Raw genomic sequence first — 18,438 nt, forward strand, 5'->3', positions numbered from 1 at the left:
AAGGCCGCGCCTCGGTCTTACAGCGAAGCCAACTCGACTTCGACTTCCTCGGCTTTCGCCGCCTTCAACTGCCGCATCTGCTCACAGCCCCACAACACCCGCTCCGGCGTCGCCGGTGCGTCGATTTTCGGTTGATGCTTGTAGTCGCCAAGGCTCGCTACAGCGTCCTTGATCGCACACCACGCCGCGATGCCCAGCATGAACGGCGGCTCACCCACTGCCTTGGAATGGAACACCGTGTCTTCCGGGTTTTTACGGTTTTCCACCAGCTTCACGCGCAGGTCCAGCGGCATGTCCGCCACCGCCGGGATCTTGTAGCTGGCCGGGCCGTTGGTCATCAGTTTGCCTTTGTTGTTCCACACCAGTTCTTCCATGGTCAGCCAGCCCATGCCCTGGATGAAACCACCCTCGACCTGACCGATGTCGATCGCCGGGTTTAGCGAGTCGCCGACGTCATGCAGAATGTCGGTGCGCAGCATCTTGTACTCACCGGTCAAGGTATCGACGATCACCTCGGCGCATGCTGCACCGAAGGCGTAGTAATAGAACGGCCGACCGCGAGCCTGGCTGCGGTCGTAGAAGATTTTCGGGGTCTTGTAGAACCCTGTACTCGACAGCGAAACCTGAGCGAAATACGCCTGCTGGATCAGCGATTCAAAGGTCAGGATGTGATCGCGAACCCGCACGTGGCCGTTGTGGAATTCCACGTCTTCTTCGCTGACCTTGTACTGCCGCGCGGCAAATTCAACCAGGCGCTTCTTGATGATTTCAGCGGCGTTCTGCGCGGCTTTACCGTTGAGGTCGGCACCGCTGGAAGCGGCGGTCGGCGAGGTGTTCGGCACCTTGTCAGTATTGGTCGCGGTGATCTGCACGCGGTCCATTTCCACCTGGAACACTTCAGCCACAACCTGCGCAACCTTGGTGTTCAAACCCTGGCCCATTTCAGTGCCGCCATGGTTCAGGTGGATGCTGCCGTCGGTGTAGATGTGGATCAGCGCGCCGGCCTGATTGAGGAAGCTGGCGGTGAAGGAAATACCGAATTTCACCGGGGTCAGCGCCAGGCCTTTTTTCAGGATCGGGCTGTTGGCGTTGTAGCGACGAATCGCTTCGCGGCGCTCGGCGTACTGGCTGCTTTCTTCGAGTTCGGCGGTCATTTCCTCGAGCATGTTGTGCTCGACGGTCTGGTAGTAATGGGTGACGTTGCGCTCGGTTTTTCCGTAGTAGTTGGCCTTGCGCACGGCCAGCGGATCGAGGGCCAAATGGCGAGCAATCGCGTCCATCACTTCTTCGATGGCGACCATCCCTTGCGGGCCGCCGAAACCACGGTAGGCGGTGTTCGACGCGGTGTTGGTTTTGCAGCGATGACCGTTGATGGTCGCATCGCCCAGGTAGTACGAGTTGTCGGCATGGAACATCGCGCGGTCAACAATCGATGCCGACAAGTCCGGCGAGCAACCGCAGTTACCAGCCAGCTCCAGGGCGATACCGTGCAGCCGACCGGTGCTGTCGAAGCCCACGTCGTATTCGACGTAGAACGGGTGACGCTTGCCGGTCATCAGCATGTCTTCGACGCGCGGCAGACGCATTTTGGTCGGTTGTCCGGTGAGGTGCGCGATCACTGCGCACAGGCATGCCGGGCTGGCGGCCTGGGTTTCCTTGCCGCCGAAACCACCGCCCATGCGGCGCATGTCGACGACGATTTTGTTCATCGACACGTCCAGCACTTCCGCTACCAATTTCTGCACTTCGGTGGGGTTCTGCGTCGAGCAGTAAACGATCATCCCGCCATCTTCAGTCGGCATCACCGAAGAGATCTGGGTTTCGAGGTAGAAGTGTTCCTGGCCGCCGATGTGCAGCGTGCCCTGGATGCGATGCTCGGCGGTGGCCAACGCATTGGCCGAATCGCCGCGCTGATGGGTGTGGCTGTCGAGTACGAAGTGGCGTTTGCGCAGGGCTTCGACCACGTCCAGAACGGGTTCGAGATCCTCGTATTCGATGATCGCGGCCATGGCGGCTTTGCGTGCGGTTTCCAGGTCTTTTGCCGCGACCGCGAGTACCACCTGACCGACAAACTGCACGTCATTGATAGCCAGCAGCGGGTCGCCCGGCAGCAACGGGCCGATGTCTTTCAGACCCGGCACGTCTTCGTGGGTGATGGCGATGCGCACGCCTTCAAAGGCGTAGCAAGGCTGGGTGTCGATGCTGATGATTTTTGCGTGGGCACGGTCCGACAGCCGTGCGTAAACGTGCAGCTGATTCGGGAATTCCAGACGGTCGTCGATGTACTGCGCTTCACCGGACACATGCTTGTCGGCGCTGTCGTGCTTGACGCTGCGGCCGACGCCGGTGGTCAGGTCCTTGGCGAACAGTTCAGCCAGTTCGGCTTGAGTCTTCTCTACGGCGTGATGATTAGACATAAGCGGTCACCCGAGTCTCGATGTGCGGTGTTTGCAGTTCGATGAAGTATTTACGCAGCAGGTTCTGCGCGCTGAGCAGGCGATATTCCTTGCTGGCGCGGAAGTCCGAGAGTGGCGTGAAATCTTCGGCCAATGCAGCGCAGGCGCGTTCGACGGTGTCGTTGTTCCAAGTGGCGCCGAGCAATACAGCTTCGCAGGCCTTGGCGCGTTTTGGTGTTGCAGCCATGCCGCCGAAGGCGACGCGGGCGTCGGCGATCACGCCATTGTCGATGCGCAGGTTGAACGCGGCGCAGACCGCGGAAATGTCATCGTCCAGACGCTTCGACACCTTGTAGGCGCGGAACAGTTGTTCGGCACTGGCGCGAGGCACGATGATCTTTTCGATGAACTCGCTTTCCTGACGCGCGGTGACCCGGTAATCGATGAAGTAATCTTCCAGCGCCATCGTGCGGCGGACTTCGCCTTTGCACAGGACAATCTGTGCGCCGAGTGCAATCAGCAGCGGCGGGGAGTCACCGATCGGCGAGGCGTTGCCGATGTTGCCGCCTAGGGTGCCCTGGTTGCGGATCTGCAGGGAGGCAAAACGTTGCAGCAATTCGCCGAAGTCCGGGTACTCGGCCTTCAAGGCGTCGTAGCAATCGGAGAGGGCCGTGGCGGCGCCGATTTCCAGGCGATCGTCGAAGCGTTCGATGCGCTTCATTTCGGCGACGTTGCCAACATAAATCATCACCGGCAGGGTGCGGTGGAACTGGGTGACTTCCAGAGCCAGATCCGTACCGCCGGCCAGCAGGCGAGCCTGTGGATAAGCGTCATAGAGGTCAGCCAGATCGGCGACGGTCAGCGGCACCAGGCAGCGTTTGTCGCCGCTGTTGAGTTCGCCGATGTCGGTAGGTGCGATGGCTTTCAGGCGAGCGATGGTGTCGGCTTCACGGGCGTCGAACTGGTCTGCCTGCTTGCCACAGCAGGATTGTTCGGCGGCAGCCAGAATCGGCCGATAGCCGGTGCAGCGGCAGAGGTTGCCGGCCAGGGCTTCGTGAGCTTTATGAGCATCCGGTTGATCGCTGTTCTTTTGCAGCGCGAACAACGACATCACGAAGCCTGGCGTGCAGAAACCGCATTGCGAGCCGTGGCATTCGACCATGGCTTTCTGCACGCTGTGCAGTTGACCCTGGTGCTTGAGGTCTTCGACGCTGATCAGTTGTTTGCCGTGCAGTGACGAAACGAACGTCAGGCACGAATTGAGGCTGCGATAGCGAATGTGTTCGCGGCCATCGTCATCCGTTTGCAGCTCGCCGACCACCACGGTGCAGGCGCCGCAGTCACCGCTGGCGCAGCCTTCTTTGGTGCCGGGTTTGCCCACATGGTCGCGCAGATAATTGAGCACGGTCAGGTTTGGGTCCAGGGCGTGCTCGCTACGGAGTTCCTGGTTAAGTAAAAACTGGATCACGGAAGGCCTCGCAGACTCATTATTGTTGTTAACCGACTTGAACCGAATTTATCAGGTCTGACTTTCCGGTCAATGGTTTTCTGACTTAAAGGTCAGGAAATAGCATTTTGTCGATAAACGACTCGTTCCTTCATTATTGACCCTCATGGGATAGCCTGCTTTTTGCTTGAATCGTGCCAAAAACCGCCGAGTGGGCACTCCGCCATGACCCTTTATGTGCTGTACACTGCGCCGCTTGTGCAGATCGAAGAGTTTGAAGGGACAACCATGACGTTCAAGGCGCCGGACAGCCTCGCCGAGCAAATTGCTCACCACCTCGCCGAACGCATCATTCGTGGCGAAATGAAGCCCGGGGAGCGCATCCAGGAACAGAAGGTCACGCTGGCCCTCAATGTCAGCCGCGGTTCGGTCCGTGAGGCCTTGCTGATGCTCGAACGCCGCCACCTGATCGCGATCCTGCCGCGACGTGGCGCCCACGTGACCGAGCTCACGGCCCACAAGGTCCAGAGCCTGTGCACGCTGATGAGCGAGCTTTACATTCTTCTGGGCAATGCAGTGGCCAGTGGCTGGCAAGTCCAGGCCGATATGGCGCCGTTCGTGCAAATCCAGCAGCGTCTGACCGCCAGCTACGAACGTCAGGACATTCGCACCTTCGTCGACGACAGCTTCAGTGTGATGCGTGCCGCGTACCCGTTCGCCAACAACCCGTACTTGCAGGAAACCGTCGAGAACCTGCAGCCGGCCATGAGCCGCGCGTATTTCCTCGCCCTGGAGCAGCGCAAGGCCTCGATGAGCGAGTTCCTCGAACTGTTCGAACGCTTGCTCGCCGCCGTGCTGGCCCGTGATTTTCCGCAGATCCGCATCGTGCTGGCGGCGTATGCCCAGCGCAGCTGCGATCTGGTGGTTTCTGCGCTGACGGACGCTTAAGCGTGCGGCTAAAGTGCATCAAGTTGGCGGGGTTCAAATCCTTCGTCGACCCGACTACGGTGAACTTCCCCAGTAACATGGCGGCCGTGGTCGGGCCCAATGGTTGCGGCAAGTCGAACATCATCGACGCCGTCCGCTGGGTGATGGGCGAGAGTTCGGCCAAGAACCTGCGCGGCGAGTCGATGACCGACGTCATCTTCAATGGCTCCACCAGCCGCAAACCGGTGAGCCAGGCGAGTATCGAGCTGGTGTTCGATAACTCCGACGGCACGCTGCTCGGCGAATACGCCGCCTATGCGGAAATTTCCATTCGCCGCAAAGTCACCCGCGACAGCCAGACCACCTATTACCTCAACGGCACCAAATGCCGCCGCCGCGATATCACCGACATCTTTCTCGGTACAGGCCTGGGCCCGCGCAGCTACTCGATCATCGAGCAGGGGATGATCTCCAAGCTGATCGAGTCCAAGCCCGAAGACTTGCGCAACTTTATTGAAGAAGCGGCGGGCATCTCCAAGTACAAGGAGCGCCGGCGCGAGACCGAAAACCGCATCCGTCGCACCCACGAAAACCTGGAACGCCTGACTGACCTGCGCGAAGAGCTTGAACGGCAGCTCGAACGCTTGCACCGCCAGGCCGAGGCCGCCAAGAAATATCAGGAATACAAGGGCGAGGAGCGTCAGCTCAAGGCTCAGCTGTCGGCCCTGCGCTGGCAGGCGTTGAACGAACAGGTCGGTCAGCGCGAAGCGATCATCGGTAATCAGGAAGTCACTTTCGAAGCCCTGGTGGCCGAGCAGCGCAACGCCGATGCCAGCATCGAACGCTTCCGTGACGGTCACCACGATCTGTCCGAGCGCTTCAATCTGGTGCAGGGGCGCTTCTATTCGGTCGGCGGCGACATCGCCCGGGTCGAGCAGAGCATCCAGCACGGTCAGCAGCGTTTACGGCAGTTGCAGGACGATCTGAAAGAAGCCGAGCGCGCGCGCCTCGAAACCGAGTCTCACTTGGGCCACGACCGCACCTTGCTGCTGACGCTGGGCGAAGAGCTGGACATGCTCACCCCCGAACAGGAAGTCACCAGCGCCGCCGCCGAAGAAGCCGCCGCTGCGCTGGAAGAATCCGAAACCACCATGCATGGCTGGCAAGAGCAGTGGGACACGTTCAACCTCACCGCTGCCGAGCCTCGTCGTCAGTCTGAAGTCCAGCAGTCACGCATCCAGCAGCTGGAAACCAGCATGGAGCGACTGGCCGATCGTCAGAAGCGTCTTGGCGAGGAGCGCGCGTTGCTGTCGGCGGACCCGGAAGACGCGGCGATCATGGAGCTCAGTGAGCAACTGGCCGCGAGTGAAGCGACCCTCGAAGATTTGCAGGCCAGCGAAGAAGCCCAGGTCGAACGCCTTGAGCAACTGCGTCAGGAATTGCAATTGGCGCTGCAAAATCAGCAGCAGGCTCAGGGCGACTTGCAGCGTCTGAACGGTCGCCTCGCCTCCCTTGAAGCCTTGCAGCAAGCCGCACTCGATCCGGGCACCGGCACCGCTGAATGGCTGCGCGAACAACATTTGGCGGACCGTCCGCGTCTGGCCGAAGGTCTGAAAGTCGAAGCCGGTTGGGAACTGGCGGTGGAAACCGTGCTCGGCGCCGACCTGCAAGCAGTGCTGGTGGATGACTTCGGCAATTTCGATCTGGCCGGTTTTGCCCAAGGCGATTTGCGCTTGCTCAGCCCGGCCAGTGATGGCGTGCGCGTGCCCGGCAGCTTGCTCGATAAAGTTGAAGCGCAGATCGATCTGTCGCCATGGTTGGGGCAGGTTAAACCAGTCGACAGCCTTGAACAGGCCTTGGCCCTGCGCAGTCAATTGACCGCCGGCGAGAGTCTGATCAGCCGCGATGGTTACTGGGTCGGTCGACACTTTTTGCGTGTGCGCCGGGCCAGCGAAGCGGAAAGCGGTGTGCTGGCTCGTGGTCAGGAAATCCAGCGCCTGGGCCTTGAGCGCGATGAGCGCGAAGCCACGGTCGAAACCCTGGAAACCCAACTTCAAAATCTCAGGGCGCAACAGCGTCAGCAGGAAAACGGTCGCGAACATTTGCGCCGTCTGCTGCAAGACGAAGCGCGTCAGCAAGGTGAGTTGAAAGCCCAGTTGTCCGCCGGTAAAGCCAAGGCCGAACAGCTTGCGTTACGTCGTACTCGTCTCGACGAAGAGCTGACCGAGTTGGGCGAGCAGCGCGCACTTGAACACGAAAACATCGGCGAAGCGCGCCTGCAATTGCAGGAAGCCCTCGACAGCATGGCGCTGGACACCGAGCAGCGTGAGTTGCTGCTGGCTCAGCGCGATAGCTTGCGCGAGCGGCTTGATCGAGTGCGTCAGGAGGCCCGGCAGCACAAGGATCACGCGCATCAACTGGCGGTGCGTCTGGGCTCGCTCAAGGCCCAGCACGATTCCACGCGTCAGGCGCTGGAACGTCTGGAAATGCAGTCCGAGCGCCTGACCGAAAAACGCGAACAGCTGAGTCTCAACCTGGAGGAGGGGGAGGCGCCGCTGGAAGAGCTGCGGTTGAAACTTGAAGAGTTGCTCGACAAGCGCATGACGGTCGACGAAGAACTCAAGACGGCGCAGATCGCTCTGGAAGACGCTGACCGTGAATTGCGTGATGCGGAAAAACGTCGCAACCAGGCCGAGCAGCAATCGCAGTTGATTCGGGGGCAGATGGAAACCCAGCGCATGGAATGGCAAGCCCTGACCGTGCGCCGCAAGACGCTTGAAGATCAGTTGCTGGAAGACGGCTACGACCTGCACGGCGTGCTCGCCACGCTGACAGCCGAGGCCAGCGAGAAGGACGCCGAAGAAGAACTCGAACGCATTGCCGCACGCATTCAGCGCCTCGGCGCGATCAACCTGGCGGCCATCGACGAATACCAGCAACAATCCGAGCGTAAACGTTATCTGGATGCGCAGAACGACGATCTGGTGGAAGCGCTGGACACGCTTGAAAACGTTATTCGCAAGATCGACAAGGAAACCCGAAACCGCTTCAAAGATACCTTTGATCAGATCAATGGCGGTTTACAGGCGCTTTTCCCAAAAGTTTTCGGTGGAGGGCGCGCGTATTTGGAACTGACGGGCGAAGATCTACTCGATACAGGGGTAACGATCATGGCGCAGCCGCCAGGAAAGAAGAACAGCACCATCCATTTGCTTTCCGGTGGCGAAAAAGCCCTGACTGCCTTGGCTCTGGTTTTTGCCATCTTCAAGTTGAATCCGGCGCCGTTCTGCATGCTCGATGAAGTTGACGCACCCTTGGATGACGCTAACGTTGGACGCTACGCACGGCTGGTCAAAGAGATGTCGCAGACGGTGCAGTTCATCTATATCACCCACAACAAGATCGCCATGGAAATGGCCGATCAACTGATGGGCGTTACGATGCACGAGCCGGGTTGCTCGCGTCTGGTGGCAGTGGATGTTGAGGAGGCGATGGCGATGGTGGAGGCCTGAGTCGGCGCTTGTAGGAAAGGTATTTTTAAGCTGTAGGACTTTTTTACCCGCCCTAACTTGCTGGCCAATCGACATATTCGCGCAAGCCATTGTGACAGACGGTGTAAAGTTGCCTTTGGTCGTGCTAGTTTAATGTCAATTTTTCGTATACGTGGGCAAAACGCCTGTCAGAACATAGAGTTGGCGCCACGTTTTAAAGCGGTTTACGAGTTGTAAACCCCTTATTTTTCAGCATTTTTTATAGAGGCACGGGATTACATGGAAATCGGTCTGCGCGAGTGGCTGATCGTCATCGGCATTATTGTCATTGCCGGTATTCTTTTCGATGGCTGGCGCCGCATGCGCGGCGGCAAGGGAAAACTGAAATTTCGTCTTGACCGGAGTTTGTCCAATCTGCCGGACGAGGACACCAGCGCCGAGCTGTTGGGCCCGCCCCGCGTGCTGGATGCCCATAAAGAACCGCAACTGGACGAGCACGATCTGCCGTCGGTGAGCATGCCTGCCCGTGAACCGCGTGAGTCGGGTTCCAAGCGCGGCAAGCGTGGCCACGGCGAGCCTTCCCAGGGCGACATGAACCTCAGCCTGGATCTGGATGGCGGCCCGAGCTTCAGCAGCCGTGACGACGACTTCCCGGATGACACCAAGGCGTCGAGTTCGACCAGCGACAAGGAACAACCGCAAGCCGAAGAAGTGCTGGTGATCAGCGTAATCTGCCGCGACGCCGCTGGCTTCAAAGGCCCGGCGCTGTTGCAGAACATTCTGGAAAGCGGTCTGCGTTTCGGCGAGATGGACATCTTCCACCGTCACGAAAGCATGGCCGGCAATGGCGAAGTTCTGTTCTCGATGGCCAATGCGGTCAAGCCGGGCGTCTTCGATCTGGACGACATCGACCACTTCAGCACGCCGGCGGTGAGTTTCTTTCTCGGTCTGCCAGGCCCGCGTCATCCCAAGCAAGCCTTCGACGTGATGGTGGCCGCAGCGCGCAAACTGTCCCAGGAGCTGAACGGTGAGCTCAAAGACGATCAGCGCAGCGTGCTGACCGCCCAGACCATCGAGCACTACCGTCAGCGCATCGTTGAATTCGAACGTCGCGCCCTGACCCAGAAGCGTTGATCTGTAGGAGCCAGGCTTGCCGGCGAAGGCGATCTTAAATACGCCTTCGCCGGCAAGCCTGGCTCCTACAATTACAATGATTTGTACAGCTTCAACAGATTGAGCAGCCTCGGCTGCTCTTTTGCTTTATGAGAGAACACCCATGACCGCCGCCAAAAACCGCATTCTAGAGCTGCGCGCTGAGCTGGATCAGCACAACTATCGCTACCATGTGCTGGACGAGCCGAGCATCCCGGACGCCGAATACGATCGGTTGTTCAATGAACTCAAGGCCCTCGAAGCAGCCAATCCCGAATTGATTACCAGCGACTCGCCGACCCAGCGCGTCGGCAGTGCGGCGCTGTCGGCGTTCACTCAGGTGCGTCACGAAGTGCCGATGCTCAGCCTCGGCAACGCCTTCGAAGAAACTGACATGCGCGAGTTCGACCGTCGTGTAACCGAAGGGCTGGACCTGCCGGTCGGCGATCTGTTCGGTGGCGGTGCGGCGGTGGAATACAGCTGCGAACCCAAGCTCGATGGCCTGGCGGTCAGCCTGTTGTATCAGGACGGCGTGCTGGTGCGCGGTGCCACTCGCGGCGATGGCACTACTGGCGAAGACATCAGCGTCAACGTACGCACCGTGCGCAACATCCCGCTCAAGCTGCACGGCACTGGCTGGCCAGCGACCCTGGAAGTGCGCGGCGAAGTGTTCATGTCCAAGGCTGGTTTCGAGCGCCTTAACGCCACGCAACTGGAAGTCGGCGGCAAGACCTTCGCCAATCCGCGCAACGCGGCGGCCGGCAGTTTGCGGCAGCTGGATTCGAAGATTACCGCCAACCGTCCGCTGGAATTCTGCTGCTATGGCATCGGTCAGATTTCGGCCGATATCGCCGACACGCACATTGGCAACCTGCAGCAACTCAAGGCCTGGGGCATGCCGATCAGTCATGAGTTGAAGCTGGCTCAGGGCATCGATCAATGCCTGGACTACTACCGTGGCATCGGTGAGCGCCGTAACGGCCTGGCCTATGAAATCGACGGCGTGGTGTTCAAGGTCAACAGTATCGCGTCCCAGCGTGAACTCGGTTTTCGCGCTCGTGAACCGCGCTGGGCGATCGCGCACAAATTCCCGGCGATGGAAGAACTCACCGAACTGCTCGACGTGGAATTCCAGGTCGGTCGTACCGGAGCGGTGACGCCCGTAGCGCGCTTGAAACCCGTCAAGGTGGCCGGCGTCACCGTGGCCAACGCGACGTTGCACAACATGGACGAAGTGGCGCGCCTTGGTTTGATGATCGGCGACACCGTGATCATCCGCCGTGCGGGCGACGTGATTCCGCAAGTGGTGCAAGTGGTCACCGAGCGTCGCCCGGATAACGCGCGGCCGGTGCAGATTCCCGAGAAGTGCCCGGTCTGCGGTTCCCATGTCGAGCGCACGCAACTGGTCAAGCGCAGCAAGGGTCGCGAAACCGTCAGCGAAGGCGCGGTGTATCGCTGCGTCGGTCGTCTGGCCTGCGGTGCGCAGCTCAAGCAAGCGATCATTCACTTCGTTTCCCGTCGCGCCATGGACATCGAAGGCCTGGGCGAGAAGAGCGTGGAGCAACTGGTGGATGAAGGCCTGGTGAACTCCCCGGCCGATCTGTACGCCCTGACGTTCGAGCAGATTGTCGACCTGGAAGGCTTTGCCGAGCTGTCGAGCAAGAACCTGCTCAGCGCCATCGAAGACAGCAAGAAGCCGAGCCTGGCGCGCTTCATCTATGCCCTCGGAATTCCCGATGTCGGCGAAGAGACGGCGAAGGTGTTGGCGCGCTCTCTCGGCTCGCTGGAGCGGGTTCAGCAGGCGTTGCCGCAAGTGCTCACGTACTTGCCGGACGTTGGCCTGGAAGTGGCTCACGAGATTCACAGCTTCTTCGAAGATGCGCATAACCAGCAGGTGATTGCCGATCTGCTGAAGCACGGTCTGCAGATTCAGGATCAGGGCGAGCTGGGTGCCGAGTTTGCCGCGAGCACCACGTTGGGTGGCTTCCTCGACAAGTTGCACATCCCTTCGGTTGGACCGGGTGGGGCGCAGAAATTGGCCGACAAATTTGGTTCGCTTGAAGCGGTGATGAGTGCCGATTGGTTGGATATGCGTCAGGCACTGCCGGAGAAGCAGGCGAATTCGGTTCGCGAGTTTTTTGCGGTTTCAGAGAATCGCCAACGTTCGATTAGTGCTGAAGCGCAATTGGCCGATTTCGGCATGCACTGGCAGAGCGAGAAGAAAGTCGTCGAAGGCTTGCCGCTGGCCGGGCAGACCTGGGTGCTGACCGGTTCGCTCGAATTGATGAGCCGCGACATCGCCAAGGACAAACTTGAAAGCCTTGGTGCCAAGGTGGCTGGCTCGGTATCGGCCAAGACCCATTGTGTGGTCGCTGGGCCGGGTGCAGGTTCCAAGTTGACGAAGGCTAATGAGCTGGGATTGAAGGTTCTCGATGAAGAAGCTTTTGTCGGGTTTCTGAAGAATCACGGTATTGCGGTTTAGTTGATCGTTCCCACGCTCTGCGTGGTAACGCATCCCGTGACGCTCCGCGTCACAGCGGACGCGGAGCGTCCGGGGCGGCATTCCCACGCAGAGCGTGGGAACGATCTTTGTCAGGGAATGATCTAGTCTGGCAAGCCCCAGGGAGAGATCGCCATGTACCGCTTCTTCGAACAGCTCAGTTCACGCATCGCTGCGCCCTTCATTGGCGAAAGCTCGCGCAACAGTAAGGTCTGGCAGTGCCGCTGCGGGCAGTCGCTGTTTTTTCGCAACAGCCAGTGCCTGGCCTGTTCGGCGGCGTTGGGTTATCAACCGGAGCAGAGTCGCTTGTCGTCGCTGCAGCCCGGCTTGCAGGCCGATACCTGGTTACTCGACGCCGATCCCGAAGCAGGCGTCTGGCGCCGCTGCGCCAACCTCGATTCCCCGGCCGCGTGCAATTGGCTGCTGCCCGCCAATGACCACGATGCGTTATGCATCGCCTGTAGCCTAAACCACACCATCCCCGACCTGTCGATTGCCGAAAACCACGAACGCTGGCGCAAGGTCGAAACGGCCAAGCGGCGTCTGGTCGCACAGTTGGTTAGCCTGGGTTTACAGGTGATTCCCAAAACCGTGGATGAAGAGACTGGCCTGGCCTTCGATTTCATTGGTGTCGACCTCCAAGGCAAGCCGCCGACCACCGGTCACGCCAACGGTCTGATCACCCTCGATATCAAAGAGGCAGACGACGCCCATCGCGAGCAGCTTCGGGTGCAGATGCATGAACCTTATCGCACGCTGCTCGGGCATTTTCGTCATGAGGTCGGGCATTACTACTGGGATCGGCTGGTAGCCAACAGCCATTGGCTGGAACAGTTCCGCAGCCTGTTCGGCGACGAGCGCGCCAGCTACGCCGACGCCCTCGAACAGCATTACCAACATGGCGCGCCGCTCGATTGGCAGCAACATTACGTCAGCGCCTACGCGACCATGCATCCATGGGAGGATTGGGCCGAAACCTGGGCTCACTACCTGCACATGATGGACGCGGTGGATACGGCGTTGGGATTTGGCATGAGTGCGCGGGAAATGGACTTCGACTACAAGCCATTTCCGCCCGACACGCTCTACGATCCACAGCATCCCGGCGGCGCGGCGTTCCTGTCGTTCGTCAATGCGTGGATCGAACTGGCCGGCATGCTGAATGAACTGTCACGCAGCATGGGGCAGCCGGATTTCTACCCGTTCGTCCTGCCGCCGGCAGTGATCGCCAAGCTGCACTTCATCCACCTGGTGATCCAGCAGGAGGGCGGCCGGGCAGATGAGGTGTTGCAAGACCTGTAGCAGCTGTCGAGCCTGCGCCAGCTGCTATGTATGGACTCGCCCTCACTGTCTACCCGCTTTTGAAAAACCGCCGCCCCGTTGCATCTATGTATTAGGCCTATTCGAGGAAGCCGTCTTCGGCTTCTGGCCAAAATTGGAAGAGCTCGTGGTTTGCCGATTACAGTCAGGCCTCGAAGGCCAGTAGCAGCTAAGGCATCAATCCACGCCGGTCTTACCTGGGGTCAATTTTTTTTCAGCAAAGGGCCGGACAGTTAGTACCTCGGTGGCAGAACTCTGTCGCTCAGTGGCTCATCGTCGCTTGCTGGCCATCACCAGCCTGGCGACGATAAGTCTGGTCATTCTGTAGAAGCACCCAGACGATTCGCAGGTTGCGGTTGGCTAACCTGACCGCAGCCTCCTTACGGCCCAGTCGGCTCATCCAGCGCAACAAGCGGCGGTCATCGGGTTGCTGGGAATCAGGTCGTAGTTGTTGCAGTACCGCATGGGCTCCCTGGATCATCAGGCTGCGTAAATAAACATCGCCGCGCTTGGTCATGTCCCCCAGCCGGACCGTCTGCCCGCTGCTGTGCTGGTCAGGCACCATGCCAAAGTACGCGGCAAACTTGCGGGCATTGGGAAATCGCTCAGGCTTGGTTTCCTTGGCCACCAGTGCCGTGGCAGTGACTGGGCCGATGCCGCGCACAGTCATCAGTCGCTTCGCCGTCATGTCGGCGTTGGCGGCCACTTCCAGGCGCCCCGTCAGCACGCTGATGCGTTCGCCCAAATGGCGCCACTCGGCCAACAGTTCGTCGATCAGTTCACGCAGCAGGCCCGGCACCGGCTGGGTGGCATCTTCCAGTACCCGCGGAATTTTCTGGCTGATCGCAACATCGCCCTGCGCCAAGGCCACGCCATGCTCGAGCAGCAGGCCGCGCATCTGATTACTCACCGCCGTGCGTCGACGCACATAGCCTTGGCGGGCGCGATGCAACGCCTGCATTGCCAGCGCCGCAACGCTTTTGACCGGCACTGCGTAGATCTTTTCATCGCGACCAGCCCGCAGAATCGCCAGCGCATCGTTGCGATCATTTTTAGGCCCGCTGCGATGTGTGGCCACCAAACCGGCTGGAAGAATCCGCGCCAGATTGCCTTGGTCTTGCAGCTGCCGGGCCCAGGCTTGAGCACCCGGACCGGTCTCCATCAGAACCACGACATGAGGCGGCAACTGGCGTAGAAACTCATAAAACGCCTCGCGCGACTTGATCCGTTGCTCGTAGTGCACCTGGCCGAGGACGTCTTCACCGGCGACCTGAAAGACCTGCTTGGCCAGATCGACCGCCACGGTTGTGCAGGCCGACAAATCGGAAGAAGACAGGGATTGATCAATCGAAGTATGCTTTTTCATGGACTCGCCCTCGCTGTCGTTGGCTGTTTAGACTGCCATCGTGGCGCATTGACGCCTCGGCTTGGGCGAGTCCATCCAATTACAGGTCGCGATCTTTTCAAGAGATATGCATGTCCTTGAAGCAGCACATATTTTTTAATCCACCCGAACGGTTGTAACTTCGTCTCAGATAGGTACAATGGCGCGGCTCGCCGTCAGGTGAGCGTCGTTATGGTGACCCCATCGGTCCCCCCGCAACGATCAACCGTGAACCCGGTCAGGCCTGGAAGGGAGCAGCCGCAGCGGTGACATTGTGTGCCGGGGTGTGGCTGGTGGGGTTACCACCTTTCTCTAAGTCCTTGATTCTACAAGGATTTATCAGTAAAAAAATCTCGAAGTGTGACAGCGTTTAGGTACACCTAAGTGGTGCACTGTGCTGGGTATTCTACTAATCGAATTCCTCATCTCCAAGCTCCTCCGTTTCGCGGACGACCTTTCTACGCTGGTGTCTGACTCGTGCCATCTTTTCTGATGGTCGAGCAAGCTAATTCCTCAACAGCTTTTGTGGCACTAGGCTGTTTGCATTCGACTCGACCAGCCATTTGCACCGGATTTGACCAGTACGCTTCGTGGTCACGACCAGCAGAGAACGACCATCTGCGGACGTTCAGCTTGTAACAGATTGGCTAGTTACTTTCTTGGAAAATGTCTTACCAAAAGCAATCCACCATTTTTCATAATAGAAGGTCGAGATATGCGCGGTGAGAAAAATTGCGGCGAACAACAAAGGGCGCTTCAAATATTTTATGACGGTATCTCCGCTACCCAGCCAAGTCTGTCCTAGCAGCGGATGAACAACATAGAGAGCGTACGAGATCGTGGCGATATAAAATAGAACGCGATTATTCAGAATCTGGGCAACTCGTGTCCGGCTATTGAGTAACGTGCTCCCCACCATTGCTGCGGCAAGATAGGGGCGGAAGTAGTTCATGAAGCCCGCATCGGGATGACAGGACAAGGCAAACAGGAGGAATAAAAGTATTTGCGCGATCCCCATTTGTGTCGGAAGTTTCACAAGGGTTTTGCCCAGCCTGTTGTTGTATATCAGTGCCAGTATGCATCCAGAAAGTATTTCATCAATGCGGTAATAAGTGTTGATTGCGACATGGGCATCATTCATGACTCGGTACAGCGTGACGGCGATGCAGAGAAAAGGGATTAGCACTACCCACTTGTTTCTCATCAGAACTACCAGCAAAGCTATGGCGACATAAAATTGGACCTCCATGCACAAACTCCATAGGTGGCCATTTGCATTGCCAAGCCACATAGGCGGCCAGTTGGCAATGAACAGAAAGTTTGCGATGTAGAAATCCGAAGTGCTGTTCATGAAAAATAAAGCAATTACCATGTACAACCAAGCGAGAGGCACAATCCGAAAGAACCTGCGGATTAAAAAATCTACGACACTATTGTTGCTGAGCAGAAAACTTGTTATCAGGAAGCCCGATAGCGTAAAAAATATAGCCATTCCCATAACGCCTGCGGCGGAATTCAATTGCCAATGCTTTGGGCCAAGTGGTAGCAGGTGGCACGCCAAGACAAGCAAGATGCTCGTGCCGCGCCATCCATCAAGTACACTTAATCGAGAGCCCGCTACGGAACTACCATTCATATTTTTATTCTCTCGTTGGATTGTGTGCCTCAATTAGTCGCAGCGGTGAAAATTTCATGAGATCAGACCATTTACAGCCTGTAGTCTAGGACACCTTTTTCACTTTACACTTCACGCCATGAAAAAATTCTAGTCGCGAGGAATTCTCTAAATGACTGGGTTTTTGACGTGGCTTGATAGCATGGCGCTAAGTGAATCGCCCACCTTTTGGTAGATACCCGTGACCGGCGGCTTTTGGCCGTTTTCTGTCGGTCGTCGCTACGGCGTCTGTTGGTCAAGTCGAATGCAAACGGTTGCTCAGCACGGATGGGACAGACACTGCGTCAATTTCCCCCTCGCTGTTCATGGAGTGATATCGTGTTTCTTCGCATTACCTATAAAAACATCTCTTCCGGGCATCCTGCACTGGTCGAGCGGTACCAACCCTAGCGACAACGAGCCTGACTCATGGATGAGAAATACCGCAGGGCGGTGGATGCCGCCGCGATTTTTTCCGAGACCGATCTGAGCGGCCGGATCACCCACGTCAACGATCAATTTTGTGCCGTGTCCGGCTATAGCCGAGAAGAACTGCTCGGGCAGAACCATCGTCTCCTCAACTCGGGTCTGCACTCCGCTGATTTCTTCGCTGCCATGTGGCGCACCATTGCCTTGGGCAAGGTCTGGAAAGGCGAGATCTGCAATCGCGCCAAGGATGGCAGCCTGTATTGGGTCGACAGCACCATGGTGCCGGTGCTTGATGACGCCACCGGGCGGGTTGATCGATACCTTTCGATTCGGTTCGACATCAGTGAGAAACGCCAATTGCTGCATTCACTGCAATGGCGGGTGGGGCATGACGTGCTGACCGGGCTGCCGAATCGCGCGTTTCTCTCGGATTTGCTGGATCAGGCGCTGGAGTTCGCCCGGAACGAAAACATCCCGCTGGCGGTGTGCATGCTCGACCTCGACGGCTTCAAAGCGGTCAACGATGGCTACGGGCATGCCAGTGGCGATTTGCTGCTGGTCGAGGTGGCCAAGCGTTTGCGCGCCATTGTGCGCGGCGAAGATGTGGTGGCGCGGCTGGCCGGTGACGAGTTTGTGCTGGTGTTGCGTTACGTGCGTGATCTGCCGGAATTGCGTGCGGCGTTGAACCGGGTGCTCGGCGCCATTTCGGCACCGTACTCGCTGCATGGCAAAGGCATCAATGTGTTTGCCAGTATCGGTGTCACCCTGTTCCCTCATGACAATGAAGATGCCGAAACCTTGTTGCGTCATGCCGATCAGGCCATGTACGTGGCGAAACAAAGCGGTCGCAATCGCTTTCATTTGTTCGACGTGTCCCGGGATCAGGAGGTCAAGGCCACTCACCAGACGGTCGAGCGAGTGCGCCAGGCGCTGGCTGCCGGTGAGTTGCGCGTGCATTTCCAGCCCAAGGTGAATATGCGTCGTGGTGAGGTTGTCGGCCTCGAGGCGTTGTTACGTTGGGAGCATCCGCAACACGGCATGGTGCCGGCCCGGGAGTTTTTGCCGCTGGTGGAGGAGACGGACCTGATCATCGATATTGGTGAATGGGTGATGGATCAGGTCCTGTCGCAGTTGCACCATTGGCAGCAGGTGGGGCAGGGCTGGCCAGTCAGCATTAATATTGCGGCGCGACATTTTCAGTGCGCGGATTTCGTCCACCGGCTCAAACATGTGCTCGCCCGGCATGCCCAAGTGGCTCCGCAGATGCTCGATCTGGAAATTGTCGAGTCGGTGGCGATCGAGAACATTCAGCATGTCAGTGCCTGTTTACAGGCCTGTCAGGCGCTGGGGGTGCAGTTTTCACTGGGCGACTTTGGCACCGGTTATTCGTCCCTGAGCTATCTCAAGCGTTTGCAAACCCAAACCATCAAGATCGACAAGTCGTTCGTGCGCGACATCCTTAAAGATCGTGATGATTTGGCCCTGACCATGGCGGTCATTGGCCTGGCTCGGGCGTTTGGTCGGCAGGTGATCGCTGAAGGGCTGGAAAGTATCGAGCACGGTGAATTGCTGCTGCGCCTGGGCTGCGAAGTTGCTCAAGGCTATTTCATTGCCCGGCCGATGCCGCCCGCAGAGGTGCCGGGCTGGGTCGAAGGTTTTGTTGCGCCGCCGCAATGGCAGGTGCTGGAGCAGGCGGGCTGAACGCGGTCTATGTAGCTGCCGAACGCAGCCTTCAGCA

10 protein-coding genes and 1 other RNA gene are annotated in these 18,438 nt (G+C 58.5%); 7 read left to right on the top strand and 4 right to left on the bottom strand.

The window, feature by feature from the left end; translation table 11 throughout:
- Positions 1 to 17: 17 nt before the first annotated feature.
- Positions 18 to 2,417, bottom strand: coding sequence for a xanthine dehydrogenase molybdopterin binding subunit (xdhB, locus tag ACYZT5_RS34405; RefSeq protein ID WP_462049230.1), 2,400 nt, complete (start codon positions 2,415 to 2,417; stop codon positions 18 to 20).
- Positions 2,410 to 3,864: a xanthine dehydrogenase small subunit gene (gene xdhA, locus ACYZT5_RS34410; protein ID WP_462049231.1), complete on the bottom strand. Its 1,455-nt coding sequence runs from the start codon at positions 3,862 to 3,864 to the stop codon at positions 2,410 to 2,412. The genes xdhB and xdhA overlap by 8 nt, the downstream gene beginning before the upstream one ends.
- Positions 3,865 to 4,131: 267 nt before the next feature.
- On the opposite strand from xdhA, the gene ACYZT5_RS34415 reads away from it, so the two are divergent.
- From ACYZT5_RS34415 to ACYZT5_RS34435, 5 genes are all read left to right on the top strand, one after another.
- Positions 4,132 to 4,791, top strand: a complete 660-nt coding sequence (locus ACYZT5_RS34415; RefSeq protein WP_462052354.1) for a GntR family transcriptional regulator — start codon at positions 4,132 to 4,134, stop codon at positions 4,789 to 4,791.
- 2 nt (positions 4,792 to 4,793) lie between these two features.
- Positions 4,794 to 8,282, top strand: coding sequence for a chromosome segregation protein SMC (smc, locus tag ACYZT5_RS34420; RefSeq protein WP_462049232.1), 3,489 nt, complete (start codon positions 4,794 to 4,796; stop codon positions 8,280 to 8,282).
- Positions 8,283 to 8,540: 258 nt separating this feature from the next.
- Positions 8,541 to 9,395: a cell division protein ZipA gene (gene zipA / locus ACYZT5_RS34425; protein ID WP_462049233.1), complete on the top strand. Its 855-nt coding sequence runs from the start codon at positions 8,541 to 8,543 to the stop codon at positions 9,393 to 9,395.
- Positions 9,396 to 9,537: 142 nt separating this feature from the next.
- Positions 9,538 to 11,895, top strand: coding sequence for an NAD-dependent DNA ligase LigA (gene ligA, locus ACYZT5_RS34430; RefSeq protein ID WP_462049234.1), 2,358 nt, complete (start codon positions 9,538 to 9,540; stop codon positions 11,893 to 11,895).
- 153 nt (positions 11,896 to 12,048) lie between these two features.
- A complete protein-coding gene (locus ACYZT5_RS34435; RefSeq protein ID WP_462049235.1) occupies positions 12,049 to 13,215 on the top strand; it encodes a zinc-binding metallopeptidase family protein in 1,167 nt (388 codons plus the stop codon).
- A 280-nt stretch (positions 13,216 to 13,495) separates the two neighbouring features.
- Here ACYZT5_RS34435 and ACYZT5_RS34440 read toward each other — a convergent pair whose 3' ends face one another.
- Entirely contained in the window at positions 13,496 to 14,554 is a 1,059-nt protein-coding gene (locus ACYZT5_RS34440) for an IS110 family RNA-guided transposase (RefSeq protein WP_462052202.1), read from the bottom strand.
- Between the two features lie 265 nt (positions 14,555 to 14,819).
- Here ACYZT5_RS34440 and ffs point away from each other — a divergent pair.
- Positions 14,820 to 14,916: signal recognition particle sRNA small type (ffs, locus tag ACYZT5_RS34445), an RNA gene on the top strand.
- Positions 14,917 to 15,245: 329 nt separating this feature from the next.
- Here the strand turns inward: ffs and ACYZT5_RS34450 are convergent.
- Positions 15,246 to 16,253, bottom strand: coding sequence for an acyltransferase family protein (locus ACYZT5_RS34450; RefSeq protein ID WP_462049236.1), 1,008 nt, complete (start codon positions 16,251 to 16,253; stop codon positions 15,246 to 15,248).
- A gap of 447 nt (positions 16,254 to 16,700) precedes the next feature.
- Between ACYZT5_RS34450 and ACYZT5_RS34455 the strand changes: the two genes are divergently transcribed.
- A complete protein-coding gene (locus tag ACYZT5_RS34455; RefSeq protein ID WP_462049237.1) occupies positions 16,701 to 18,401 on the top strand; it encodes a putative bifunctional diguanylate cyclase/phosphodiesterase in 1,701 nt (566 codons plus the stop codon).
- Positions 18,402 to 18,438 lie beyond the last annotated feature (37 nt).

The organism is Pseudomonas sp. LB3P14 (assembly GCF_054898045.1).